This window comes from Pseudomonas sp. AC239, from assembly GCF_979258545.1.
Map to the genome: position 1 here is coordinate 460,972 of NZ_OZ409864.1, position 23,762 is coordinate 484,733.

Here is a 23,762-nt window from a genome sequence, read left to right on the forward strand (position 1 = left end):
AAAATGGATCAGCCTATGACTGCTCACGCTCCCGCCGCCGCGCCCAGTGATGGCATCGACCCGGTACGCGCCGCCGAAATTTCCGCCCGCATTGATCGGCTGCCCGCCGTTGCCACCATCTGGCGTCTGGTGGCGCTGCTGTCGATCGGCGGATTTTTCGAACTCTACGATCTGTTCCAGACCGCCTACATCAGTCCCGGGCTGATTCGCGACGGCTTGTTCGCCACGGGCAAGCAAGGCGTGTTCGGTTTCTCCGATCAGGCGGCGTTCGCCTCGGCGACGTTCCTCGGCCTGTTCCTCGGGGCCAGCCTGCTCAGTCCGCTGGCGGATCGTTTCGGCCGCCGGGCGATCTTCACCTTCGCGCTGATCTGGTACACGGTGGCGACAGTGCTGATGGGGATTCAGACCTCGGCGCTGGGCATCATCGGCATGCGTTTTCTGGTCGGCATCGGCCTCGGTATCGAGCTGGTGACCATCGACGCTTACCTCTCGGAACTGGTGCCCAAGCGCATGCGCAGCTCGGCGTTTGCCTTTGCGTTTTTCGTGCAGTTCCTCTCGGTGCCGGCGGTGGCCTTGATGTCGTGGTGGCTGGTGCCGCAAGCGCCGTTCGGAGTGTCCGGCTGGCGTTGGGTGGTGCTGGCCAGCGCGGTGTTTGCGCTGTTTATCTGGTGGCTGCGCAAGCGTCTGCCGGAATCGCCGCGCTGGCTGGCGCAGCATGGTCGCTTTGATGAGGCCAACCGGATCCTCGAGCATCTCGAAGCGCGCTGCGCCAAGGATCACGGCCAGGCGCTGGATGCGCCGGAACCGGTGCCGGTGGATGTCGAAGGCAAGGGCCGTTTTGCCGATATCTGGCAACCGCCCTACCGCCGCCGCGCGTTGATGCTGATCGTCTTCCACATCTTCCAGGCGATCGGCTTCTTCGGTTTCGGCAACTGGTTGCCGGCGCTGCTTTCGGGCCAAGGCGTGAGCGTCACCCACAGTCTGATGTACGCGTTCATCATCACCCTCGCCTACCCACTCGGGCCGTTGCTGTTTGTGAAGTTCGCCAACCGCTTCGAAAACAAATGGCAGATTGTCGGCTCGGCCCTTGGCGCGATGACCTTCGGCACCCTGTTCGCCCTGCAGACCAGCGCGTTCGGGCTGATCTTCTGCGGGGTGATGATCACCTTCTGCAACGCCTGGCTGAGCTTCAGTTATCACTCCTACCAGAGCGAACTGTTCCCGACCAACATCCGCGCTCGTGCGGTCGGGTTCTGCTATTCGTTCAGTCGTTTGTCGACGGTGTTCAGCAGTCTGCTGATCGGAATGTTCCTGGACAATTTCGGCACGCCGGGGGTACTGGCGTTTATCGTCAGCAGCATGCTGATCGTGATGCTGACCATCGGCTGGTTCGGCCCACGAACGCGTAATCTGGCGCTGGAGAATATTGCCCATCGTTGACGGCCAACACAGGACTCACCTGTGGGAGCGAGCCTGCTCGCGAAGGCGTCTTGTCAGTGGCTATAGGCTTGACTGACACAACGCTTTCGCGAGCAGGCTCGCTCCCACATTGGCTATTGGTGACGTTGAACAGCTCAGTTCAATTGCAGGGTTTCATTGAACTGGCTGATCGCATCCACCACATGCCGCGAGCCCTGCTGAATCTCGAGGATCACCTCGCCCGCCTCGTTCGCCAGCTCCACGCCCAACCCGGTTCGGCTCAGGCTCGACTGCATGCTCGACACCGCGCTCAGCGACAGGTCGTGGTTCTTGCGCACGACGTCGACAATTTCCAGAGTGGCCTGACTGGTCCGCGCGGCGAGGCTGCGCACCTCATCGGCGACGACGGCAAAACCGCGTCCATGCTCACCGGCGCGCGCCGCTTCGATCGCTGCATTGAGTGCCAGCAGGTTGGTCTGATCGGCAATGCCGCGAATGGTCTGGACGATGGTGCCGATGATGTCCGACTGTTTGCTTACCGCATCGATGCTCACCGCCGCTTCGTTCAGGTCGCGGGAAATGTCCTGGATGATCTGCACGGTTTGCTGCACCACTTGTGAGCCTTTTTGCGCGCAGGCGTCGTTTTGTACCGAGGTGCTGTGGGCCGATTCCGCAGCGTTTTGCAGAGTGGTCATCTGTTTGGTGATGTCACTGGCGAACTTGACCACTTTGTACAAGCGGCCCTTGGCGTCGAACAGCGGGTTATACGAAGCCTCCAGATAAACCATCTGCCCGGACTTGTTCTTGCGCTCGAAACGGTGCGAGTGATATTCGCCGCGATTGAGCGAAGCCCAGAACGCCTTGTATTGCGCGGATTCGGCTTCGGCGCGGTGACAGAACAGGCTGTGGTGCTGGCCGACAATTTCAGGGTGCGCGTACTGCATGGTCTGCAGAAAGTTGTCGTTGGCGCGGATGACATGGCCTTCGGGAGTGAACTCGATCACCGCCATGGAACGACCGATCGCCGCCAGCATGGCTTCTTCTTCATGTTCTTTGTTGATGCGCGCGGTGATGTCCGCCGCGACCTTGATCACACTTCTGACCTGTTTGTCGGGCCCGAACACCGGCATGTAACTGGCTTCAAGCCAGATCTCCCGGCCGCTCTTGTTCAGGCGAAGAAAAGTGCCACTGAGCGGTTCACCACGAGCCAGGTCGCGCCACAACTTCGCGTAGTCCTCGCTGCGGTAGAAGCTTTCTTCACAGAAGATCCGATGGTGTTTGCCGCGCACTTCATCGGCGCTGTAGCCCATGGTCTTGCAGAAGTTCTCGTTGGCGTCGAGGACGATGCCGTCCGGGGTGAACTCGATCATCGCCATCGAGCGGCTGATCGCTTCGATTTTTGCGTTGGCCTCGGTCAGCGCACAGCTGAAGCGCTCGATTTCCCGCAGGTCGGCCTTGTGATGTAGGTTGAACATGGTCGTATCACCTTCCGCGCGTTCTTTTGATTTGATGAAAGTTCAGGTCTTGCAAGATCCATCACTACGTTCCACAGAACAGGCACACGCCTTCCTCCACAGGAGGAAGTTGTCAGGTGATAAATGATGATCAATCGGAGGGTTCGTGCAGCGACGCTCTGATCAAGACATCCTTTTCTTGATAGCCCGCATGCGGGCCAGCCCTAACGCGTAGAAGAACTTCCATTTAGGTGACGCTCCTTGTTGGTTCAGTGTCGGTGCCTTGGGTTGCGCACTCTGGCAGCATGAATCACGGACCAGCCTGTGCCGTCGGCGCGCTTGGCATGACGGTCGACATGGTTAGTTACCTGCAACTATAGCCAGCCCGACGTCGGGCGCAAGGCCATTAGTCGGCCAGTATCTGGCATTTTTTGCACAAGAAACGGTTCAGCGCGAAGAGATTGGTGACCAAGGCAGACGCTTTCGCGAGCAGGCTCGAACGCATTCCAAATGGGGAGCGGGCTTGCTCGCGACGACGTCATGAGAAGCACCGCAAAAACATCAGAAAAGAACTACAAACTCCCATTCACCTTGGCCGCCACCTCCCCCGGCACCCAAACCGTCCACACCTGCGGCTGATCACGCAAAAACGCCTCGGCCACCGCCCTCGGCCGCAGACGTTTCTCACTCATCCCCGCCAATGTCTGGTTAAGCAGATCAATCGGCAGATCGACTTTTTCAAAGAACGCGACCAACTCCGGGTACTGCGCCTTGAACGGTGCCGACACGCCGATCGCCAGGCTCGCCGGCATCGAACGCGTGCCCTTCGGATTCGGATTATTGGCGTCGGCCAGGGTCTTCCACGCCTCGGCGTCAAACGGCGGCTCTTCGAGTTTCACCAGTTTGAAACGCCCGAGCAGCGGCGTCGGCGACCAGTAATAGAACAGCACCGGTTTGCCGCGTTTGAACGACGACCCCACCTCGGCATCCAGCGCCGCGCCAGAACCGGTGCGGAAGTTGACGAAGCTGTCAGTCAAGCCATATGCCTTGAGCTTCTGGCTGTTGACGATTTCCGAAGTCCAGCCGGTCGGGCTGTTGAGAAAGCGTCCACGGCCCGGGTCTTCCGGATCGCGGAAGACATCCTTGTAGCGCGGCAGGTCTGCGACCGATTTCAGCTCCGGCGCCAGCGCCTGGATCCCGCGCTCGGGGTCACCCTTGATCACATATTCCGGCACCCACCAGCCTTCGGTAGCACCTTTGACCGTGTCGCCGAGGCCGAATACCTTGCCCTCGGCGGCAGCCTTGACCCACGCCGGACTGCGCCCCGCCCACTCTTCGCCGATCACCTGAATATCGTTTTTTGCCAACGCCGCCTCCAGGCTGACGGTGCTACCGGGCATCGTATCGGTCGGATAGCCGTAGCCTTTTTCAACGATCAGGCGAAGCACTTCGGTGATGAAGCTGCCGCTCTCCCACGTGATATCGCCGAAGTGGATGGGTGCGGTTTTCTCCGCCGCAGAAACAGCGCCGACGCTCAGGCTCAGCGCCAGCAGCGTGCGGCCGAGCAGGGTTTTGATCGATTTCATGCGGACCTCTTTTCTTCCAGGAATTGATTGGCGCTGTGGCGATCGCACAGCGCTTGGGAACGCGCCATGTACACGCTGACTGAACGTTGCGAGATGTCCAGTTCGGCAGCGATTTGCGGGTAGGTCAGGCCATCGATACGCGCCAGCAGGAAGGTCGAACGAACCTTGCTCGGCAAGCGATGCAAGCTGCGGTCAAGGCGTTCGAGGGACTGCGAGAACTGTGCGAGGTCTTCAGGCGAAGCGGCGACGTCAGGGTCGGACTGCTCGAGATGGCGACGCTGCAGATCCGCACGGCGCCAGTGCTGATAGAGCAGACGCTGCGCAATCGTCGTCAGCAGGGCGCGAGGTTCGCGAATGGCCGTCAGCGACGGGGCTTCGAGCAAACGGGCGAAGGTTTCGCCGGCGATGTCTTCAGCGCCGGACACGTCACGCAGGTGTCGACGCAGGTAATGACAGAGCCAGCGATGGTGTGCACGGAACAGGCGTTCCACGGTGTCACGATGGGCATGATTGGTCCCGGACATAAGGGCTCCTGGGCTAGGGTCGCTGAATGTCCGGTGTTCCGGTGGCGCGATCGTAGCAAGACGCCTTATGCTCTAATAATATTTAAATCTTATTTTTATATTCGATTAGTGAATTAGCGCAGCAGACCGTAGCCTTGCGCTTCAGCGTCTCGTTGGTAATCGAGCAGCACGTCATAGTCGCTTTCCGTTGCCGGCTGAATGTCAGCCAAACCCAAGGTCTGCACAACACCAGGCAATTCATGCAAAGAGTCATTCATCACTTGGAGCAGCCGTCCGACCTGCGCGTCGCTGGCTCCGGCAGCGGTAATGAACGGCAGTGTCGGACTCAACGCACTGCGCGCAACCACGCGCAAATCGCAGACTTCGTCCGGCGCGTGGCGGGCGATATAAGCAAATGTGACGCTATCGATCGCGGCCAAGTCGGCGAGGTTTTCGCGCAGCCAGCGCAGGCTCTCGCGGTGACCGCCACTGATGCCGACACGGGCGAAAAACCGGCCGTTTTCCTGCAGGGGCGCCAGACGCTGGCGCAACAGGTTCATGCCGCTGTTGGAATCTTCGCTGTTGATCACGCCCCGGCTGTGACGAAAGTCGCCAAGCGCGTAGCGCGGGTCAGCGGCGCGGCCAAGGATCAGGCTGCAATGCTCGCCGCCACTGGCGTCAGGCAGTTCATAGCGCGGCCGGCCGATGACGCGCACCCGGCCACGCAACGCGGTCATCAGCGGATAGCCGCAGGTCTGGGTGAGCAGCAGATCGGGTGATAACCACAGTTCGGGCAGTGTCAGGTTTGTCGCATCGAGACGGCTGTGGCCCAGGTGTTCAACGATGCGCGCCAGCCACTGCTCGTTTGCCACGCGGACGGGCTCGGGAGCTGGGTACATCAGTAGTTCGGCGTGGTGTTGGGTCATCGAAGCTTTTCCAGTGAAATACCCTGTGGGAGCGAGCCTGCTCGCGAAGGCTTTGTCCCATTAAGAATCATTTTGGACTGATACACCGCTTTCGCGAGCAGGCTCGCTCCCACAGGGTTTTGTGGCGTGTCAGGATTAATGAAATGGATGCTCTGGGCTGTCGATCGCTCTTAAGCCATTGCACCGCCAAAACTGCCCATACCCCCGCACGACAAACCCGCCGCTGCGCGCGATCCAGCGTTCCTGGTGCATCCGGTAAACCCTGGGCAAGTCGTACCACGCCAGCCCCGGCAAGTCGTGATGCACCAGATGGAAATTCAAATTGAGAAACAGCCAGCGCCATGGCCAGCCGGCTTCGTTGAGCACGGTGCGCTGCTCGGGATGTACATGCGGTCGATGCTCGTGAAACGAACGAATCATCGCGATCGACAGCGCCGGCACGCTGATCAGGAACAGGTAATGCCACACCGGCAGAATGCTGAAGCGAGCAACGAAACCCAGCATCGGCAGAGTGACGCAACCGTGGGCCAGCCACATCCGCCAGGCTTGTGGATCAGCGTTTCTCAAGCGCTGCAGCTCTTCCAGTGCTAACGCCGTCAACGCCAGTGGCGCACCGATCACAAAGCGGCCCAGCAACGTCTTGTTCAGCCGGTGCAGGCTGCGCTCGAACATCGAACCGCCCTGCCAGTTCGCAGAGGTCAGGTAGCGACTTTCCGGATCGACACCGGGCACCGTCAGATCGTCGTCACGGTGATGGCGCAAGTGGCTGTCGCGATACAGCGTGTACGGATACCACACGGCAAAAGGCGCGTAGCCGAGGATTTTATTGACGAGGGTTGAGCGGGTCGGATGGCCGTGGAGCAGTTCATGCTGCAGCGACAACCACAACACCAGCAGCGGAATCAGCAGCAACGTGCTCAAGCCGCGTCCCAGCCAGGCGCTGTTGAGGAGGATGGCGAACCAGCCGGCGTACACACCGATCAGCAACAGCCAGGTCGGCCATTCGCTGCGGGCGGTGAAGCGCTGGCGCAGGGTCTCGATCTGCTGGCGATGCTGGGCATCGAAGTAAAAAGCCATGGCGTTGCTCGGAACGGGAATCGTCCCCTTCTGTGCAACGAGGCGGTGGAATCTTGCAGATTATTTTCTTGATGGCGTGGAAGCCCGAGGGACGGGCTTCCGAAGGGTTGATCAATGGCCGAAAATGTCGACTTTCCTGGCTTTCTTCTCGGCGCGTTTTTCAATCGCAGTCTTGGCCGGTTTCTTCTTCGCGGCTTTCTTTGAATCCATACCTTTGGACATGATCGGTACTCCACTCACAGGGATGTGAGATCAGGTATACACCTATCCCGAGCCGCGCGTTCTTTTATAATCGGCGCTTTTCGAACCGACAGTCCGAACCATGTCCGACATCCACTACAGCCAGCTCGACGAATCGTTGTGGCCGCTGATGAACAAGTTCTACCGCAGCCACCAATCGTCGATGAAAGCCGTGCGCGAGGCGCAGCTGTGGGTCGCAAGGCGCGGCGAGATTGTAGCGGCGCTGTGCCTGCGTCCGGTATCGGGCGGACATTGGCTGACGGGGTTGTTTGTCGATCCGCAGTGTCGTGAGCAGGGCGTCGCTGCGCAGTTGATGGCGGCGGCGGTTGCTCAGGTGAACGAGCCGGTGTGGCTGTTCTGCCATCCGGATCTGCGCGGGTTTTATGAGCGGCGCGGCTTCAGCTTCGACCCCGCGCTGCCGCAGGCAATGGCCGAGCGGTTGAGCCGGTATGCGCGGAGCAAGCCGATGATTGCGATGGGGCTCAATCCTGCAGCCTGACGCAATTCCCCTGTGGGAGCGAGCCTGCTCGCGAATGCGGTGTGTCAGCGCCGAATCTGGTTCTGACGCTCCCACAGGGGTTGATGGTGTTCTGACAATCAGTCGTCAGCGTTGGGATCAAGGTCCGGGAACAGCACTTCGGTAAAGCCGAACTTGCTGAAATCGGTAATTCGCGACGGGTACAGCCGACCGATCAGGTGATCGCATTCATGCTGCACCACTCGCGCATGAAACCCCGAGGCCACGCGCACGATCAGCTCGCCCTTGGGATCAAAGCCTTCGTAGCGGATCTGCTGATAGCGCTCCACCGCGCCGCGCAGGCCCGGCACCGACAGACAGCCTTCGAAGCCCTCTTCCATCAGCGGATTCAACGGCGTGATCAGCGGATTGATCAGGATCGTCTGCGGCACTGCTTCAGCGTCCGGGTAACGCTCGCTGTGTTCGAAGCCGAAGATCACCAGTTGCAGGTCGACGCCGATCTGCGGCGCCGCCAGGCCTACACCGCCGACGCTTTCCATGGTCTGGAACATGTCGTCGATCAGTTGCCAAAGCTCGGCGCTGTTGAACATTTCCGGTGGTACCGGCGGGGCGATGCGCAGCAGGCGCTCATCACCCATTTTCAGAATTTCACGAATCATGGTCGCGCTTCATCAGTGTCCGGCTTGAGCGAATGATCGCGGCCCAGGCCCGAGACGTGTTGTTTGGTGGATTCGTCGGGCTCGCCAGGGGCTTTTTCGCCCTTGTCCTTGCCTTCGGCGGACATGTGCTCGATCACCGCATTCATTTCCGCGCCGAGCAACAGCACCGCGGCGGAGATATAGAAATACAGCAAGAGCACGATGATCGCCCCGATGCTGCCATACATCGCATTGTAGTTGGCGAAGGTTTTCACGTAGAAGGCAAACCCCAGTGAAGCGAGGATCCACACCACTACCGCCAGCACCGAACCTGGAGTGATGAAGCGGAAGTCCTGTTTGACGTCGGGCATCACGTAATAGATCAGCGCCACCGCGACCATCATCAGAATCACGATCACCGGCCAGCGCGCAATCGTCCACACCGTGACGATGAAGTCTTCCAGCCCCACTTGTGCGGCAATCCATCCCATCACCTGCGGCCCGAGCACCATCAGCGCGGCGGCAATCAGCAGCATGCCGGCGATGCCGACGGTATAGACGATCGACAAAGGGAAACGCTTCCAGATCGGCCGGCCTTCGACCACGTCGTAAGCGGCGTTCATTGCGCTCATCATCAGGCGCACGCCGGCGGATGCGGTGTACAGGGCGATCACGATACCGATGGACAGCAGGCCACCCTTGGATTGCTGCAACTGGTCGATCACCGGGTTGACCTGTTCCAGCGCCTGCGGCGGCAGGACCAGTTCGGATTGCAGGCGCAGCCAGGAGAAAAAGTCCGGCAGGTGCAGGAAACCGATCAGGGCGATCAGGAAGAGAATGAACGGAAACAGCGAGAACAGCATCTGGTAGGCCAGTGCCGAGGCGTAGGTCGACATTTCGTCATCGACGAACTCAGTGACCGTGCGCACCATCACCCGGTGCAGGGGCAGACCTTTCATGTCCGGAAATATCATTCGCGTCTCCTTGCGCCGCAAAAGGTTGAAGTCGTGGCGACTCAGGGGCCGTTGTTTACCTCAAGGTAGCCTGTTTGACGAGCCTTTGGCGGATGACCGCAGGGTTCTGATACAGAAACGGCCATCCTTGGATGGCCGCTCGTGTGATTCGTTCAAGGCTCGCTTACGCCTTGTCGACGCCCTTTTTCACAGCGTCCTTGGCGTTGCCGACCGCTTGCTGGGCTTCGCCTTTTTTCTCTTGAACCTTGCCTTCCGCACGCATCTTGTCGTTGTCAGTAGCTTTGCCGACGCCTTGCTTGATATTGCCGACGGCTTCGTTGGCCATGCCTTTTACTTTATCGCCTGTGCTACTCATGGTGTTTCTCCGTGAAGCATAAAGGGAAGAAAAGTCATTACGTAACGATTGACCGGTTCGCTTTGCGCCAAGTTTCATTTATTTTCCCGGCATTTCGTCGTGGCACGCAGGTTGCGCTTTATGTTTGCCGGCGTAGCCCCGAGAATGCTCAGCCTACGGGCGTCGCGCCCGGCACACCGATTCGCAGGAATGTCATGAAGCTCAATAAAACCCAGGCCATCGCCCGTCGCAACCAGGAACTGGGCGGCGCCGTGCTCGGCACCAACAACTGCCACTTCGCCGAACTGAACCGTAACCGCAACATCTGGTGGTTCGACCTGCCGGTGTCGCGTCTGGCCATCGGTCAGTACGAGTGGATTCACTTGCTGCTGCACACCCCGGCCACCGATGAGTTGCTGCACCTGAAAGTGCCCACGGTGTTCCTGCGCGAAAAGCTCGAAGGCCTGGTGATTCGCAACGAAGGCAAACGCAAGGCGGCGCTGAGCCTGGAATTGAGTGCGGACAAGGATTCGTACCTGCAGGACATGCGACCGGCGGGGACCAATGTGAATTTTGCGCCGTTTCGTCAGTAGGATTTGCACTTGATCGTTCCCACGCTCTGCGTGGGAACGATCAGTTCACCAACAAAACGCCCCGCATCTGCGGGGCTTTTTGTTTAAGCGGCGCTCTTGGCCTTGATCTTCTTCAGCTCTTCATCCCGCAATTCGCGGCGCAGGATCTTGCCGACGTTGGTGGTCGGCAGCGCATCGCGGAACTCCACCGAACGCGGCACTTTGTAGCCGGTGACGTTGGCGCGCATGTGGTCCATGACCTGCTCTTTGGTCAGGGTCACGCCCGGCTTGGCGACGATGAAAATCTTGATCGCCTCGCCCGACTTCTCGTCCGGCACGCCAATCGCCGCGCACTGCAACACGCCCGGCAAAGTCGCCAGCACGTCTTCCAGCTCGTTTGGATAAACGTTGAAGCCAGACACCAGAATCATGTCTTTCTTGCGATCGACAATGCGCATATAGCCGTCCGGCTGGATCAGCGCGATGTCACCGGTTTTCAGCCAGCCGTCGCTGTCGAGCATTTCATCGGTGGCTTCCTGACGCTGCCAGTAGCCCTTCATTACTTGCGGGCCCTTGACGCAGAGCTCGCCGATTTCACCCAGCGGCTGCTCGACACCGGCATCGTCGATGACTTTGCACAGGGTCGATGGCACCGGAATACCAATGGTGCCGATCTGGATGTGCTGGATCGGGTTGACCGTCGCCACCGGGCTGGTTTCGGTCATGCCGTAACCTTCGCAGATGGCGCAACCGGTCACGGCTTTCCAGCGCTCCGCCGCTGCCAGTTGCAGGGCCATGCCACCGGACAGGGTGACTTTCAGCGCGGAGAAATCCAGCTTGCGGAAACCTTCGTTATTGCACAGCGCCACGAACAGCGTGTTCAGGCCGACGAAACCGCTGAACTTCCACTTCGACAGTTCCTTGACCATCGCCGGCAGGTCGCGCGGGTTGCTGATCAGGATGTTGTGGTTGCCGATCAGCATCATCGCCATGCAGTGAAAGGTGAACGCATAGATGTGATACAGCGGCAGCGGCGTGATCAGGATCTCGCAGCCTTCGTTGAGGTTGGAGCCCATCAGCGCCTTGCATTGCAGCATGTTGGCGACCAGGTTGCGGTGGGTAAGCATCGCGCCCTTGGCCACGCCGGTGGTGCCGCCGGTGTATTGCAGCACGGCGACATCGCCGCTGTCCGGGTTGGCTTCGGCCACGGGCTGGCCGTGGCCCTTGCTCAGGACGTCGTTGAACTTGATGGCCTTGGGCAAGTGATAGGCCGGAACCATTTTCTTCACATACTTGATGACGCTGTTGATCAGCAGGCGCTTGATCGGCGGCAGCAGGTCGGCGACTTCGGTGACGATGATGTGCTTGACCCCGGTCTTCGGCACCACGGCTTCGGCCAGGTGCGCCATGTTCGCCAGGCACACCAGGGCTTTGGCGCCGGAGTCGTTGAATTGGTGTTCCATTTCCCGCGCGGTGTACAGCGGGTTGGTGTTGACCACAATCAGCCCGGCGCGAATGGCACCGAAGACCGCGACCGGATACTGCAGGACGTTAGGCAGTTGCACGGCGATTCGATCACCGGGCTGCAAGTCGGTATGCTGTTGCAAATACGCGGCAAAGGCCCCGGACAGCTCGTACAGCTCACCGTAGGTGATTGTCTTGCCCAGGTTGCTGAAAGCCGGTTTGTTGGCGAAGCGTTGGCAGGATTGCTTCAACACTGCCTGAATGTTCGGATACTCGTCTGGATTGATCTCGGCTGCGATTCCAGCCGGGTACTTATCCTTCCAAAAGTCTTCGATCATGGAAGCCCACTCCTCAGCAACGCGAATTCTTCACCGCATTTGATGCGATTATTATTGGTGTGTGTTTTGTATTGGTGAATCCGGCGTTTTACAGGCCGAGAAGTCACAAAGCGCGCCGAGAGTAGCAGCTTTGCCAAGGGTCGACCAGAGCCAAACGTGGGCCCTACAGTCATATTGATGACTCAAGACTTGCCAGCGGTCATTTTAGAGCAAAAATCCTATAACCCCCCAAAACCCCCGAATTCAGCGGGCACAAAAGATTCGCGAGCAGGCTCGCCCCCACAGAAAGCATCGATACCTGTGGGAGCGAGCCTGCTCGCGAATGTCACAAGCGCAGCGGTTCAGGCCTAGGCGATATCCCGCAATTCGCGCCGCAGAATTTTCCCTACCGGCGTCATTGGCAACGACTCACGCAACACGATGTGCTTCGGCACCTTGTAGGCGGTGAAATTCTCTTTGCAGTACGCCTTCAGCTCTTCCAGGCTGACGCCGGTTTCCCGCGCCACGACAAACAGCTTCACCGCCTCCCCCGACCGCTCGTCCGGCACACCGATCACCGCGCAGTTGGCGACTTTCGGGTGGGCCATGACCACGTCTTCGATTTCGTTGGGGTACACGTTGAAGCCAGAGACGATGATCATGTCTTTCTTGCGATCGACGATGCGCACGAAACCGTCCGGGTCGATCACGGCGATATCGCCAGACTTGAACCAGCCCTCGGCATCCAGCACTTCGGCGGTGGCTTCGGGCTTGTTCCAGTAGCCCTTCATGATCTGCGGGCCTTTGATGCACAGCTCGCCGCGCTCGCCCAGCGGCTGCTCGACGCCGTCATCGTTGATGATTTTCACCAGCGTGCCTGGTACCGGCAGGCCGACGGTGCCCAGGCGCGACTGGTCGCCGTAAGGATTGGTGCACGCCACTGGTGAGGTTTCGGTCAGGCCGTAGCCTTCGGTGATGCGGCAACCGGTCATCTGTTCCCAGCGCTCGGCGGTGGCCTTGACCAGCGCAGTGCCGCCAGAGTTGGTCAGCTTCAGACTGGAGAAGTCCAGAGTCTTGAAATCGGGATGGTCCATCAACGCGACGAACAAAGTGTTCAAACCCAGCAGTGCCGAGAAGCGCCAGTTTTTCAGTTCCTTGATGAAGCCGGCGATGTCACGCGGATTGGAGATCAACACGTTGTGGTTGCCCGAGACCATCATGCACATGCAATTCGCGGTGAAGGCATAGATGTGGTACAGCGGCAGCGGCGCGATCATCACCTCCTGGCCTTCGCGCAACAGCGGCTGACCGTCCGGGCCGAGTTGAGCCAGGCAGGCGCGCACCTGCTGCATATTCGCGACAAGATTGCCGTGGGTGAGCATCGCGCCCTTCGCCAGGCCGGTGGTGCCGCCGGTGTATTGCAGCACGGCGATGTCATCGAGGCCGACGTTCAGCGGTTTGATGCCCAGGCCGCGCCCCATGCGCAGCGCGCTTTTGAACGAAGTGGCTTGCGGCAGCGAATACTCGGGAACCAGTTTCTTCACTTTGCTGACCACGGTGTTGACCAGCCAGCCTTTGGCGGTGGGCATCAGGTCGCCCATCTTCGCTTCGATCAAATATTGGATGTCGGTGTCGGGTAGCACTTCCTGGACTTTCTGTCCGAACAGGTTCAGGTAGACCAGCGCCCGCGCGCCGGAATCCTTGAACTGGTGGCGCATTTCCCGCGGCGTGTACAGCGGGTTGGTGTTGACCACGATCAGCCCGGCGCGTAGGGCGCCGAATACGGCAATCGGATAATGCAGAACGTTGGGCATCTGTACCGCAATGCGATCCCCGGGCACCAGATCGGTATGGGCCTGCAGGTAACCGGCGAACGCCGCGCTCTGGCGCTCAAGTTCGGCGTAGGTCAGGGTGATGCCCATGCTGCTGAACGCCGGGCGGTCAGCGAATTTCTTGCAGGAACGCTCAAACACTTCAATGACCGACTTGAACTCGCCCATGTCGATGTCCAGCGGTACGCCGGCCGGGCGTTTGTCATTCCAGAAATCAGGTTGCATTGTTCTTGTCCTCTTTACCTGAGCCGATCCGGGAGCCGCTTTCTGTCGTTTCTGCTTCGTCCATTGAAGGCGAAAAGCACAAAGCGGAGCTTCACGGACACTAGCAGCTATGGCCATTGAGGCAAATATGAGGCAAGCCCTCATTGATCCCGTGAATCTTCCTGCCGTGGCGTGAGCTGATCAGACGCGCTATACACTGTGGCGATGCTGAGCAAAGGAATCGCCATGACCCACGACACCTTCTGGCTGGACGCGAGTGACCGCAGCCGCCTGTACGTCAACCGCTGGCTGCCGGCCACGCCATTGAAAGCGGTGATTCTGCTGGCCCACGGTATGGCCGAACACAGCGCTCGATACGCCCGCCTCGCCGACACGTTTTGCGACAAAGACTATGGCGTGTACGCCCCGGATCTGCGCGGCCATGGCCACACCGCCGACAACGGCACCCTCGGCCATTTCGCCGATGACGATGGCTGGTGCAAGGTGGTTGGCGATCTGGCCAGCCTCAACCAGCACATCGGCCAGCAACATCCCGGCGTGCCGATCATCCTGCTCGGCCACAGCATGGGCAGCTACATCGCCCAGGCCTATCTGCTGCACCACAGCGCCAGTCTGCACGGGGCGATTCTCAGCGGTTCGAATTTCCAGCCAGTGGCGCTGTATCGCGCCGCCCGGCAGATTGCCCGGCTGGAAAAACTGCGGCAGGGCGGCAAGGGCCGCAGTGCATTGATCGAGTGGCTGTCGTTCGGCTCGTTCAACAATAAATTCAAACCGGTGCGCACCCGTTTTGACTGGCTGAGCCGCGATCCGGTCGAGGTCGACAAGTACGCCGCCGACCCGTTGTGCGGCTTTCGCTGCACCAATCAGCTGTGGATCGACCTGCTCGGCGGCTTGCAGCAAATCAGCAAAGCGTCCAATCTCGCGCAGATCGATCCGGGCCTGCCGCTGCTGGTAATCGGCGGCGAATGTGATCCGGTGAGCGAGGGCAAGCGTCTGACTGATCTGGCCAATGCCTTGCGCAGGGCCGGCAGCCAGCACCTGCAACTGAAGATCTACCCACAGGCCCGGCACGAATTGTTCAATGAAAGCAATCGCGACGAAGTGACCGCCGATGTGCTCGACTGGATCGACCAGGCCCTGAGCCACCGGCGCCCGCAGCGCAGCGAATAATTTTTTGTGGATTCACTGAAATCCGTCACAGGAAACGAAACCGATGACCCAGGTTACCAACATCCCTTACGAAGCCCTTGAAGTCGGCCAGACCGCCAGCTACAGCAAGACTGTCGAAGAGCGCGACATTCAGCTGTTTGCTGCGATGTCGGGCGACCACAACCCGGTGCACCTGGACGCCGAATTCGCCGCCGCCAGCATGTTCAAGGAGCGCATTGCTCACGGTATGTTCAGCGGTGCGCTGATCAGCGCCGCCGTTGCCTGCGAGCTGCCTGGGCCGGGCACCATTTATATCGGTCAGCAGATGAGCTTTCAGAAGCCAGTGAAGATCGGCGACACGCTGACCGTGCGCCTGGAGATTCTGGAAAAACTGCCGAAATTCCGCGTGCGCATTGCCACGCGCGTATTCAATCAGCGTGATGAGTTGGTAGTGGATGGCGAGGCGGAAATTCTCGCGCCGCGCAAACAGCAGACGGTGACGTTGCCGACATTGCCGGCGATCAGTATCGGTTGATCAGTCGCACAAAATAAAAGTGGGAGCGAGCCTGCTCGCGAAGTGGTCGTGTCAGCAAAAGCAACATTGCATGACATACCGAATTCGCGAGCAGGCTCGCTCCCACAGTTGTTTCAGTGCAGCTTACGAGTTCGCACGAGCCTGGTTACGCAGGGCTTTCACCTGGTCGTGGTTGCGTTGTACGCCGTGGTACTGACGCTCAACCAGATCCTTGATGCCCACCAGATTGTGCTTGTTGATCTTCTCGATCGCTTCACGATAGGCCTTCAGCGCATGGTCTTCACCGCGCTCGGCTTCGTTCAGCACAGCCTCTTCGTCTTTACCGGTGAACATTGATTTCACGTCTACCCAACGACGGTGCAGATCACCGGCAACGCTGGTCGAAGTTTCCGGATCACCGCCCAGCGAACGCACCTGAGCCTGCAGCTCCGCTGCTGCGGTAGCGCAATCGGCGGAACGCTGCACGAACAAGGTTTTCAGTTCCGGGTGCTTGATGTCTTCGGCGCAAGTCTTGAACCCTTCCTGACCGTCCTTGCAGGTTTCAATCAGGTCGTTGAGTACAGAGATGGCTTCTTTATTCATGTCGGTCATTTTTCAATTCCTTGCGATGGGTTGAAGATGCAAGGAATATTGCAGCGTGCGTGCCAGCTTCGCTTCAAGCAATAAGTCCTTTAATTTCAATAAGTTATAAAAGATTGAACCATCTGTATGCTGGTTTTTTGCATGATCTGTCATTTGGCCTGCATGCAGAATGCCTGTATTTTCCAGGCTGTTATGTGAATGAATGAAGCGTGCTGATGAATCCGGAAAAACTCGAACTGCTGATCACCCGCGAGATGCCTTTCGGCAAGTACAAAGGGCGGATCATTGCCGACCTGCCTGGCCCCTATCTGAACTGGTTCGCCCGTGAAGGCTTTCCAAAGGGCGAACTCGGTGGCCTGCTGGCGCTGATGCAGGAGATCGACCACAACGGCCTGTCCGACCTGCTCGAGCCGTTACGCGCCAAACACGGCAAACCCGCCCCGCGCCACTGACGCGCCCTCCTTTCTTGAGCCTTGCCGACCATGCCTGACAACACCCGCCGCGCCCGTGACGAAGCCTTCTGGCAGACATTCGCCGACCGATACGATGTTCAGCCCGGCCCGGTCAATCTGGAGAACGGTTACTTCGGACGCATGTCGCGCACGGTGATCGAGGAGTACCAGCGCAACATTGAGCTGATCAATACCAGCAACTCGGTTTATGCGCGCCAGCGCTTCGAACAGCACGACAACCTTGAGATCCGCGCGCAACTGGCCGAGCTGATTGGAGTGCGCGCGCAAAGCGTAGCCCTGACGCGCAACGCCACCGACGGCCTGCAATCGCTGATCCGCAATTACAATCGCCTGCAACCGGGCGATCAGGTGCTGATCTGCGACCTCGAGTACGACACGGTCAAAGGCGCCATGCGCTGGCTGGCGAAACACCGTGGCGTTGAGGTCATCGAGATTACCCACCACCATCCCGCCAGTTTCGACAGCCTGCTGGAAAGCTACCGCGAAGCTTTCACCCGCCACCCGAAACTCAAACTGATGGCTCTGACCCATGTCACCCATCGCACTGGCCTGGTCATGCCAGTGCAGGCCATCGCCGCATTGGCCAAAGAGCATGGCGTCGACATCATCCTCGACGGTGCCCACGCCCTCGGCCAGATCGAATTCGATCTGCAAGCCTTGGGCATCGCGTTCGCCGGTTACAACCTGCACAAGTGGATCGGCGCGCCTCTGACGCTTGGCTTCATTTACATCGCCCCGCAGCGCCTGGTCGACATCGATCCGGACATGGGCGAGATGCATTATCCGGCCACCGACATTCGCGCGCGCACCTCGTACAGCACGCCGAACATCCCGGCGCTGATGACCTTGCCGCTGGTGTTCGAAGAACACGACGCCCTCGGCGGTGCGGCCGCCAAAAGCGCACGCCTGAATTACCTGCGCAACCTGTGGGTCAGCGCCGTGCGGCACCTGCCGGGCATCGAGGTGCTGACGCCTGAGGACCCGCAACTGTATTGCGCGATCACCGCGCTGCGTTTCACCCGGCATGCCGATCAACAAGTCATGGCCGAACGCTTGCTCAGCGAATTCAACCTGTTCACCGTGGTGCGCACCGGCGCCGCGTGCGGGCCTTGTATCCGCATCACCCCGGGGCTGACCACCACAGCGGGCGAGATGGAGCAGTTGGTCCACGCATTGAACCAGCTGCGCTAGAACGGCACACCGGAGTTTTTTTCGTAGCCTTCAAGACCCAGCTGCGACGACACGGCGAAGGTATCGATGCCGAGGGTCTGGCAGGCGAAGGCACCGTCTTCGAGTTCTCCGCCGGCAATTGGCTGCAACATCAGTCGCAAAGCGTCTTTGGCGGGAGCTACACAGCCGCAGCGGCCGGGCAAGTGCAAAGTGCCGGCCCAGGCCTCGTGGTGAGACTGCGCACCTGCTTCGTCGCCGGGAATGAATACGTTCAGGTTCAGGCAAGAACTGCCGGGCGCCGGTTGATCCGGATAGACACTGGTGAAACGGACGATGCCGTGGCTGTCGGTCGATTGACTGCCGCCCAGGCTGATGTCGCCATCGACACGCTGTTGGATGCGCACCAGCGCGCCGATGACCGGCTCGCTGGTCATCGCATCGACCAGCGACAGACGCAGGATCAGCGGCAGACCTTCGACACCCTGACTGATATTGCGCACCTCGGGCTGGGCTGCAGGCCGATCGGCGTGACCAGGGAATGGCGGCTTCGGTTGATAAGGAAATTGTGGCGTAGGGGTCAGAGACTGAAGGTCGTCCATGAAGCGTTCTCTCTTCCATAAGATGAACGCAGGTTAACCCCGTGATAAAGCCAGCGTGCGGTAACTATGTATCGCGGCGTGTACAGGCACTTTTTTCAGCGCAAAAAAAAGGTGCGCCGACCAAGCGCACCATAAAGCCGTAAAGCACACAACGAAGTGTCAGGTAACAATCAGTCCAGCAGCGCCAGGGCCTCGGCGGTGCATTCCTGAATGCGCGCCCAGTCGCCATTCTTGATCCACTCCGGATCGAGCATCCAGCTACCGCCCACGCACATGACGTTTTTCAGCGCCATGTAGCTCTTGATATTGGCCGGGCCGACGCCACCAGTCGGGCAGAATTTCACTTCGCCGAACGGGCCGCCAAGGGCCTTGATTGCCGCCACGCCACCGCTGACTTCCGCCGGGAACAGCTTGAAGCGGCGATAGCCCAGGCCGTAGCCTTCCATAATCCCCGAGGCGTTGCTGATGCCTGGCAACAGCGGAATCGGGCTGTCGACGCTGGCTTCGAGCAGGTCGCGGGTGATGCCCGGGGTGACGATGAATTGCGAGCCTGCCGCTTCCGCTGCTGCGAGCATGTTGCGGTCGAGCACGGTGCCGGCACCGGTCATCAATTCCGGACGCTGTTCACGCAGGATCTGAATCGCCTTGAGGCCGAACTGCGAACGCAGGGTCACTTCCAGCGCGGTCAGGCCACCGGCGGCGAGCGCGTCGGCCAGTGGCAGCACGTCCTGTTCGCGGGCGATGGTGATCACTGGCAGGATCCGCGCCGTGGCGCAGAGACTGTCGATCAGGGCAACTTTGTCCGCCATGGAAACGGTCGGGGATGGGGTTGTCATAGCGGCTGTTCCTTGGCTCATGGGCACCAGTAAATCTCTAACGTAGGTTGCAGAAACGCGCGCACCGGCATGGCCGCGACGTCGTCGGATGCCAGCGCGGCATTCAGGGTGGTCAGTTTCGACTGACCGGAAATCGACAGGATCTTGTGCTTAGCCGAGGCCAGCAGCGCGCGGCTCATGGTCAGGCGCTGCCGCGGCACGCTGGGCGCCAGCATCGGCCAGCAACGGCGCGTGCCGTCGGCCTGCAACGCCTCAGTCAGGTTCGGGCTGTCGGGGAACAGCGACGCGGTGTGGCCGTCATCGCCCATGCCCAGCACCAGTACGTCGATCGGCGGCAACTCGGCGAGCAAACGGTCAGCCTGCTCGGCGGCCTGCTCAACGTTGGCTGCCGCGCTGTAGAGACTGAGAAATTGCGCCTTGGCTGCCGGGCCCTTAAGCAGGTATTGCTTGAGCAGGCCGGCATTGCTGTCGGCGTGCTCGACCGGCACCCAGCGCTCGTCGGCAAGGGTCACGACGACTTTCGACCAGTCCAGCTCCTGCTTGGCCAAGTGCTGGAAAAACGCTACCGGGCTGCGCCCGCCGGACACCACCAGTACCGCGTTGCCGCGCGCCGCAATGGCGTCGCTCAGTTGCTTGGCAACGTTCAGCGCCAGGCCTTCGGCGAGCAGCACCGGGCTGTTGAATCCGCGGGCAATCACGCCCGCCGGCAGTTGCACATCAGATATCGCCATACCACGACCTCCCGTCCCGCGTGATCAAAGCAATGGAGCTCATCGGCCCCCACGACCCGGCCGCATACGGCTTGGGCGCGTCACCGGATTTCTTCCACCCGGCGATCAACTGGTCACACCACTTCCACGCGGCTTCAATTTCATCTTTACGGACAAACAGGTTCTGATTGCCGTTCATCACTTCCAGCAACAACCGCTCGTAGGCATCGGGGATCCGCGCGCTACGCCAGGTGTCGGAGAAATTCAGTTGCAGCGGCCCGCTGCGCAGTTGCATGCCCTTGTCCAGGCCCTGTTCCTTGGTCATCACGCGCAAGGAAATGCCTTCGTCCGGTTGCAGGCGGATGATCAGTTTGTTGCTGATCTGCAGGCGCTGCTCCGGGGCGAAGATGTAGTGCGACGGTTCCTTGAAGTGGATGACGATCTGCGACAGCTTCTGCGGCATACGCTTGCCGGTACGCAGGTAGAACGGCACGCCGGCCCAGCGCCAGTTGCGGATGTCGGCACGCAGGGCGACGAAGGTTTCGGTGTCGCTCTGGGTGTTGGAATTCGGTTCTTCGAGGTAACCCGGAACGGATTTACCTTCGCTGTGGCCGGCGATGTACTGGCCGCGCACGACTTGCGTGGTCAGGCCTTCCGGGCTGATCGGCGCGAGTGCCTTGAGCACTTTTACCTTTTCGTCACGGATGCTGTCGGCGGACAGGTCGGCCGGCGGATCCATGGCAATCAGGCAGAGCAGCTGCAGCAGGTGATTCTGGATCATGTCGCGCAGTTGGCCGGCCTTGTCGAAATAGCCCCAGCGGCCTTCGATGCCGACCTTCTCGGCGACGGTGATTTCCACGTGGGAAATGTAGTTCTGGTTCCACTGGGTTTCGAACAGGCTGTTGGCGAAACGCAGGGCGATCAGGTTTTGAACGGTCTCTTTGCCCAGATAGTGGTCGATGCGGTAGGTGCGGTCTTCCGGGAAGAACTGCGCGACGGCGTCGTTGACCTTGCGCGACGACTCCAGGTCAGAGCCGATCGGTTTTTCCAGCACCACTCGAGTATTTTCGGCCAGACCGACTTTTTCCAGGTTCTCGCAGATTGCGCCGTACACCGCTGCCGGGGTGGCGAAGTACGCGATCATGCGCTGACTGCTGCCGGCCAGTTCCGCCAGCGCCACGTAATCTTCAGCCTTGAGGAAATCGACATGCAGATAGGTCAGGCGCGCGAGAAAGCGCTCAGCCACGGTTTCGTTCAGCTCTTTGCCGACGTAACGGCGCAATTCGGCGGCGATGAACGCCATGTGCTGCTGCTCGCTGCCGGGCTCACGGGCCAGCGCGATGATGCGCGTGTCCTCATGCAGCAGATCGGCACCGTCAAGGTGATACAGGGCAGGAAACAGCTTGCGCAGGGCCAGATCGCCAAGCGCGCCGAACAAGGCAAAGGTGCACGGTTCAACCGTAATAGAAGGCATGATGTTTGTTCTTTTATCAAGTTAAGCTACAAATACCTTTTTTCAAGGCATCACTCAAGGGAAAATGTAGTAATAACCACAACATTTTCGCAGAATACTCAATCCGAGTGGTGGTCGCCCGGACGCATCAGTAGGATAGGCCACCGTCACGGGCCATATCAAAGGCCCAATTTGCATAGCCCGACGCAACTCTGCGTCGGTGAATCAGGAATTCCATATGGACCGCGTGCGAAATTTACTGGAACAGATCCAGAGTCGCCTTGAAGAGCTGAACAAGGCCGAACGTAAGGTCGCCGAGGTGATCCTGCTCAACCCGCAGCAGGCCACCCGCTTCAGCATCGCCGCCCTCGCCCAGGCCGCTTCGGTGAGCGAGCCGACGGTCAACCGTTTCTGCCGTTCGTTCGGTGTCAGCGGTTACCCCGAGCTCAAGCTGCAATTGGCGCAGAGCCTGGCCAGTGGCGCGGCGTATGTCAGCCGCGCGGTCGAGGCCGATGACAATCCCGAGGCGTACACGCAGAAGATTTTCGGCAGCGCCATCGCCTCTCTGGACAGCGCTTGCCAGGCACTCGACCCGAACCTGATCAGCCGCGCCGTCGACCTGTTGATCCAGGCCCGGCAGATCCATTTCTTCGGCCTCGGCGCTTCAGCCCCGGTGGCGCTCGATGCGCAGCACAAGTTCTTCCGCTTCAACCTCGCGGTCACCGCGCATGCCGATGTGCTGATGCAGCGAATGATTGCTTCGGTGGCGCACACCGGTGAGCTGTTCGTGATCATTTCCTACACCGGGCGAACCCGCGAGCTGGTGGAAGTGGCACGGATCGCCCGGGAGAACGGTGCTTCGGTGCTGGGCCTGACGGCGGAGAATTCGCCGCTGGCCAAAGCCAGTACCTTGAGCCTGAATATTCCGTTGCCGGAAGACACCGACATTTATATGCCGATGACCTCGCGGATCATTCAGTTGACGGTGCTGGATGTGTTGGCGACGGGGATGACCTTGCGCCGTGGCGTGGATTTCCAGCCGCATCTGCGCAAGATCAAAGAGAGCTTGAATGCCAGCCGGTATCCGGTTGGGGATGAATTCAACTGATCTCTGTCGGCTGATCGTTCCCACGCTCTGCGTGGGAATGCCTCAAGGGACGCTCCGCGTTCCGGCTCCGAAAGGGACGCAGAGCGTCCCGGGCTGCATTCCCACGCGGAGCGTGGGAACGATCAAGCCGCCGCCCACGCCTGCAAACTCAAATGCGCCTTCTCCCCCGGCGCCAGATGCAGGCTGTCGGTGCCGCCCGCCGTTGCTTCTACGCAAACGAATTCCGATACCTCGTCCCAGCTCACTCCCAGCAACGGCCGCGCGCCGGGATGCCAGACGACGGTGTCGCCACTGTCGCCGGTATCGATGCACAACTCGCGTTGCCAAGCGTGATCCTTGAGCTGCAATTCGCCGTCATGCTGGAACACTCGCTGACAACCACCATCGACGCGCAACTCGCCTTCCTGCTGGCAAACTTGACGATTCAACTGATCATAACCCTGCGCACCTTCGAGGCCAGACAGCGCTATCTCGCCGACATCGCCAATACGCCAGTAAGCGTGCAAAGCCTGGCTCAACTGGCACGGCATGTCGTCTTGATGCTCGGTACTCAGGCGTAATTCCATGCGTTCGCCCAGATGCGCATGCAGGTCGACCTGCCAATCGCACAGCTGCAATTGCCAGTGCAGGCGCACGCCGTCTTCGGCGCTGCTGCTGTCGAGCAACTTCCAGTCGAGCAATCGCGCCCAACCGTGCGACGGCCACGCATTTTCGCTTGGATGACGGCCATACCAAGGCCAGCACACCGGCACGCCACCGCGAATCGCGCCGACATGCGGCCACTTCGCCGCGCACCACAACCACGGTTTTTGCCCACGCGGCTGAAAGTGCAGCAATTGCGCCCCCTGCCGACTGAACACCGCCTGACACAACGGATGATCGATCACCAACACGTCGCGCATCTGATAGCGCTCCCAGGCGAACACCGGTCGCTCGCGCAGGGATTTGAAGAAGCGTTGCAGCGGATGCTCATGCATTGGCTACGGTCCTGAAAATCATGGGGTACTTATCAATCCAAAAGTCTTGCATAGCACTTTGTGGCGAGGGGATTTATCCCCGCTGGGTCGCGAAGCGGCCCCAAATCCGATAAACACAATCTGGCTGATAC

At 59.8% G+C, this 23,762-nt stretch carries 24 protein-coding genes and 1 pseudogene; 8 read left to right on the forward strand and 17 right to left on the reverse strand.

The annotated features are described in order from the left end of the window. Window positions 1–15: 15 nt before the first annotated feature. Window positions 16–1,440 (forward strand): MFS transporter, encoded by a 1,425-nt coding sequence (locus tag ACZ0AZ_RS02155; protein ID WP_463538631.1) that lies wholly within the window; start codon window positions 16–18, stop codon window positions 1,438–1,440. 134 nt (window positions 1,441–1,574) lie between these two features. On the opposite strand, the gene ACZ0AZ_RS02160 is transcribed toward ACZ0AZ_RS02155, so the two are convergent. The 6 genes and pseudogenes from ACZ0AZ_RS02160 to ACZ0AZ_RS02185 form a co-directional block, all read right to left on the reverse strand. Continuing rightward, entirely contained in the window at window positions 1,575–2,114 is a 540-nt protein-coding gene (locus ACZ0AZ_RS02160) for a methyl-accepting chemotaxis protein (protein ID WP_223259141.1), read from the reverse strand. 3 nt (window positions 2,115–2,117) lie between these two features. Continuing rightward, window positions 2,118–2,894 (reverse strand): annotated as a pseudogene (locus ACZ0AZ_RS02165) (PAS domain-containing protein); the annotation flags it as partial. Window positions 2,895–3,445: 551 nt separating this feature from the next. After that, window positions 3,446–4,459: an ABC transporter substrate-binding protein gene (locus tag ACZ0AZ_RS02170; RefSeq protein ID WP_463538632.1), complete on the reverse strand. Its 1,014-nt coding sequence runs from the start codon at window positions 4,457–4,459 to the stop codon at window positions 3,446–3,448. Next, entirely contained in the window at window positions 4,456–4,983 is a 528-nt protein-coding gene (locus ACZ0AZ_RS02175; RefSeq protein ID WP_039758081.1) for a sigma-70 family RNA polymerase sigma factor, read from the reverse strand. Before ACZ0AZ_RS02175 ends, ACZ0AZ_RS02170 begins: the two co-directional genes overlap by 4 nt. A 113-nt stretch (window positions 4,984–5,096) precedes the next feature. Beyond that, the gene (locus ACZ0AZ_RS02180) at window positions 5,097–5,888 is read right to left on the reverse strand and encodes a phosphate/phosphite/phosphonate ABC transporter substrate-binding protein (RefSeq protein ID WP_415761721.1); all 792 of its coding nucleotides are present in this window, start codon (window positions 5,886–5,888) and stop codon (window positions 5,097–5,099) included. A gap of 135 nt (window positions 5,889–6,023) precedes the next feature. Further along, window positions 6,024–6,965, reverse strand: coding sequence for a fatty acid desaturase (locus tag ACZ0AZ_RS02185; RefSeq protein WP_463570986.1), 942 nt, complete (start codon window positions 6,963–6,965; stop codon window positions 6,024–6,026). Between the two features lie 322 nt (window positions 6,966–7,287). Here ACZ0AZ_RS02185 and ACZ0AZ_RS02190 point away from each other — a divergent pair, with 322 nt between their 5' ends. Beyond that, window positions 7,288–7,704, forward strand: a complete 417-nt coding sequence (locus ACZ0AZ_RS02190) for a GNAT family N-acetyltransferase (RefSeq protein WP_039758088.1) — start codon at window positions 7,288–7,290, stop codon at window positions 7,702–7,704. A 98-nt stretch (window positions 7,705–7,802) separates the two neighbouring features. Here ACZ0AZ_RS02190 and def read toward each other — a convergent pair whose 3' ends face one another. The 3 genes from def to ACZ0AZ_RS02205 form a co-directional block, all read right to left on the reverse strand. Further along, complete coding sequence (def, locus tag ACZ0AZ_RS02195) at window positions 7,803–8,342, reverse strand: peptide deformylase (RefSeq protein ID WP_463538633.1); 540 nt, start codon at window positions 8,340–8,342, stop codon at window positions 7,803–7,805. Continuing rightward, entirely contained in the window at window positions 8,339–9,295 is a 957-nt protein-coding gene (locus ACZ0AZ_RS02200) for a YihY/virulence factor BrkB family protein (protein ID WP_123443670.1), read from the reverse strand. Before ACZ0AZ_RS02200 ends, def begins: the two co-directional genes overlap by 4 nt. Window positions 9,296–9,458: 163 nt before the next feature. Continuing rightward, window positions 9,459–9,650: a CsbD family protein gene (locus ACZ0AZ_RS02205; protein ID WP_016775518.1), complete on the reverse strand. Its 192-nt coding sequence runs from the start codon at window positions 9,648–9,650 to the stop codon at window positions 9,459–9,461. Window positions 9,651–9,844: 194 nt separating this feature from the next. On the opposite strand from ACZ0AZ_RS02205, the gene ACZ0AZ_RS02210 reads away from it, so the two are divergent. Next, entirely contained in the window at window positions 9,845–10,222 is a 378-nt protein-coding gene (locus ACZ0AZ_RS02210; protein ID WP_016775519.1) for a hypothetical protein, read from the forward strand. Window positions 10,223–10,305: 83 nt separating this feature from the next. On the opposite strand, the gene fadD1 is transcribed toward ACZ0AZ_RS02210, so the two are convergent. Both fadD1 and fadD2 read right to left on the reverse strand, forming a co-directional pair. Continuing rightward, window positions 10,306–12,003 (reverse strand): long-chain-fatty-acid--CoA ligase FadD1, encoded by a 1,698-nt coding sequence (fadD1, locus tag ACZ0AZ_RS02215; RefSeq protein WP_415761718.1) that lies wholly within the window; start codon window positions 12,001–12,003, stop codon window positions 10,306–10,308. Window positions 12,004–12,350: 347 nt separating this feature from the next. Continuing rightward, the gene (gene fadD2, locus ACZ0AZ_RS02220; RefSeq protein WP_039758096.1) at window positions 12,351–14,039 is read right to left on the reverse strand and encodes a long-chain-fatty-acid--CoA ligase FadD2; all 1,689 of its coding nucleotides are present in this window, start codon (window positions 14,037–14,039) and stop codon (window positions 12,351–12,353) included. Between the two features lie 225 nt (window positions 14,040–14,264). Here fadD2 and ACZ0AZ_RS02225 point away from each other — a divergent pair, with 225 nt between their 5' ends. Continuing rightward, a complete protein-coding gene (locus ACZ0AZ_RS02225; protein ID WP_463538634.1) occupies window positions 14,265–15,209 on the forward strand; it encodes an alpha/beta hydrolase in 945 nt (314 codons plus the stop codon). 43 nt (window positions 15,210–15,252) lie between these two features. After that, entirely contained in the window at window positions 15,253–15,723 is a 471-nt protein-coding gene (locus ACZ0AZ_RS02230) for a MaoC family dehydratase (RefSeq protein ID WP_003227420.1), read from the forward strand. 123 nt (window positions 15,724–15,846) lie between these two features. On the opposite strand, the gene ACZ0AZ_RS02235 is transcribed toward ACZ0AZ_RS02230, so the two are convergent. Then, entirely contained in the window at window positions 15,847–16,314 is a 468-nt protein-coding gene (locus ACZ0AZ_RS02235; protein WP_016773542.1) for a ferritin-like domain-containing protein, read from the reverse strand. 206 nt (window positions 16,315–16,520) lie between these two features. Between ACZ0AZ_RS02235 and ACZ0AZ_RS02240 the strand changes: the two genes are divergently transcribed. Then, window positions 16,521–16,757: a DUF3820 family protein gene (locus ACZ0AZ_RS02240; RefSeq protein WP_463538635.1), complete on the forward strand. Its 237-nt coding sequence runs from the start codon at window positions 16,521–16,523 to the stop codon at window positions 16,755–16,757. Window positions 16,758–16,787: 30 nt separating this feature from the next. Beyond that, on the forward strand, window positions 16,788–17,969 hold the full coding sequence (locus tag ACZ0AZ_RS02245; protein ID WP_463538636.1) for an aminotransferase class V-fold PLP-dependent enzyme: 1,182 nt from the start codon (window positions 16,788–16,790) through the stop codon (window positions 17,967–17,969). On the opposite strand, the gene ACZ0AZ_RS02250 is transcribed toward ACZ0AZ_RS02245, so the two are convergent. From ACZ0AZ_RS02250 to zwf, 4 genes are all read right to left on the reverse strand, one after another. After that, entirely contained in the window at window positions 17,966–18,547 is a 582-nt protein-coding gene (locus tag ACZ0AZ_RS02250; RefSeq protein ID WP_039758104.1) for a peptidase associated/transthyretin-like domain-containing protein, read from the reverse strand. The genes ACZ0AZ_RS02245 and ACZ0AZ_RS02250 overlap by 4 nt on opposite strands. Window positions 18,548–18,717: 170 nt before the next feature. Then, the gene (locus ACZ0AZ_RS02255; RefSeq protein WP_463538638.1) at window positions 18,718–19,383 is read right to left on the reverse strand and encodes a bifunctional 4-hydroxy-2-oxoglutarate aldolase/2-dehydro-3-deoxy-phosphogluconate aldolase; all 666 of its coding nucleotides are present in this window, start codon (window positions 19,381–19,383) and stop codon (window positions 18,718–18,720) included. A 17-nt stretch (window positions 19,384–19,400) separates the two neighbouring features. Beyond that, window positions 19,401–20,114, reverse strand: a complete 714-nt coding sequence (pgl, locus tag ACZ0AZ_RS02260) for a 6-phosphogluconolactonase (protein ID WP_463538639.1) — start codon at window positions 20,112–20,114, stop codon at window positions 19,401–19,403. Beyond that, on the reverse strand, window positions 20,101–21,567 hold the full coding sequence (zwf, locus tag ACZ0AZ_RS02265) for a glucose-6-phosphate dehydrogenase (RefSeq protein ID WP_016773537.1): 1,467 nt from the start codon (window positions 21,565–21,567) through the stop codon (window positions 20,101–20,103). Before zwf ends, pgl begins: the two co-directional genes overlap by 14 nt. Window positions 21,568–21,793: 226 nt before the next feature. Between zwf and ACZ0AZ_RS02270 the strand changes: the two genes are divergently transcribed. After that, entirely contained in the window at window positions 21,794–22,654 is an 861-nt protein-coding gene (locus ACZ0AZ_RS02270) for a MurR/RpiR family transcriptional regulator (RefSeq protein ID WP_169842436.1), read from the forward strand. 122 nt (window positions 22,655–22,776) lie between these two features. Here the strand turns inward: ACZ0AZ_RS02270 and ACZ0AZ_RS02275 are convergent, their stop codons facing one another. Further along, entirely contained in the window at window positions 22,777–23,631 is an 855-nt protein-coding gene (locus ACZ0AZ_RS02275; protein WP_463538640.1) for a D-hexose-6-phosphate mutarotase, read from the reverse strand. Window positions 23,632–23,762: the final 131 nt, after the last annotated feature.

Coding starts and splice junctions, on each gene's coding strand:
- ACZ0AZ_RS02190 (WP_039758088.1), top strand. CDS start 7,288: ATGTCCGACATCCACTACAGCCAGCTCGACGAATCGTTGTGGCCGCTG.
- ACZ0AZ_RS02185 (WP_463570986.1), bottom strand. CDS start 6,965: ATGGCTTTTTACTTCGATGCCCAGCATCGCCAGCAGATCGAGACCCTG.
- ACZ0AZ_RS02275 (WP_463538640.1), bottom strand. CDS start 23,631: ATGCATGAGCATCCGCTGCAACGCTTCTTCAAATCCCTGCGCGAGCGA.
- ACZ0AZ_RS02200 (WP_123443670.1), bottom strand. CDS start 9,295: ATGATATTTCCGGACATGAAAGGTCTGCCCCTGCACCGGGTGATGGTG.
- def (WP_463538633.1), bottom strand. CDS start 8,342: ATGATTCGTGAAATTCTGAAAATGGGTGATGAGCGCCTGCTGCGCATC.
- ACZ0AZ_RS02170 (WP_463538632.1), bottom strand. CDS start 4,459: ATGAAATCGATCAAAACCCTGCTCGGCCGCACGCTGCTGGCGCTGAGC.
- pgl (WP_463538639.1), bottom strand. CDS start 20,114: ATGGCGATATCTGATGTGCAACTGCCGGCGGGCGTGATTGCCCGCGGA.
- ACZ0AZ_RS02175 (WP_039758081.1), bottom strand. CDS start 4,983: ATGTCCGGGACCAATCATGCCCATCGTGACACCGTGGAACGCCTGTTC.
- ACZ0AZ_RS02160 (WP_223259141.1), bottom strand. CDS start 2,114: ATGACCACTCTGCAAAACGCTGCGGAATCGGCCCACAGCACCTCGGTA.
- ACZ0AZ_RS02155 (WP_463538631.1), top strand. CDS start 16: ATGACTGCTCACGCTCCCGCCGCCGCGCCCAGTGATGGCATCGACCCG.
- ACZ0AZ_RS02225 (WP_463538634.1), top strand. CDS start 14,265: ATGACCCACGACACCTTCTGGCTGGACGCGAGTGACCGCAGCCGCCTG.
- ACZ0AZ_RS02245 (WP_463538636.1), top strand. CDS start 16,788: ATGCCTGACAACACCCGCCGCGCCCGTGACGAAGCCTTCTGGCAGACA.
- ACZ0AZ_RS02210 (WP_016775519.1), top strand. CDS start 9,845: ATGAAGCTCAATAAAACCCAGGCCATCGCCCGTCGCAACCAGGAACTG.
- ACZ0AZ_RS02230 (WP_003227420.1), top strand. CDS start 15,253: ATGACCCAGGTTACCAACATCCCTTACGAAGCCCTTGAAGTCGGCCAG.
- ACZ0AZ_RS02180 (WP_415761721.1), bottom strand. CDS start 5,888: ATGACCCAACACCACGCCGAACTACTGATGTACCCAGCTCCCGAGCCC.
- zwf (WP_016773537.1), bottom strand. CDS start 21,567: ATGCCTTCTATTACGGTTGAACCGTGCACCTTTGCCTTGTTCGGCGCG.
- ACZ0AZ_RS02240 (WP_463538635.1), top strand. CDS start 16,521: ATGAATCCGGAAAAACTCGAACTGCTGATCACCCGCGAGATGCCTTTC.
- ACZ0AZ_RS02255 (WP_463538638.1), bottom strand. CDS start 19,383: ATGACAACCCCATCCCCGACCGTTTCCATGGCGGACAAAGTTGCCCTG.
- ACZ0AZ_RS02250 (WP_039758104.1), bottom strand. CDS start 18,547: ATGGACGACCTTCAGTCTCTGACCCCTACGCCACAATTTCCTTATCAA.
- fadD1 (WP_415761718.1), bottom strand. CDS start 12,003: ATGATCGAAGACTTTTGGAAGGATAAGTACCCGGCTGGAATCGCAGCC.
- ACZ0AZ_RS02205 (WP_016775518.1), bottom strand. CDS start 9,650: ATGAGTAGCACAGGCGATAAAGTAAAAGGCATGGCCAACGAAGCCGTC.
- ACZ0AZ_RS02235 (WP_016773542.1), bottom strand. CDS start 16,314: ATGACCGACATGAATAAAGAAGCCATCTCTGTACTCAACGACCTGATT.
- fadD2 (WP_039758096.1), bottom strand. CDS start 14,039: ATGCAACCTGATTTCTGGAATGACAAACGCCCGGCCGGCGTACCGCTG.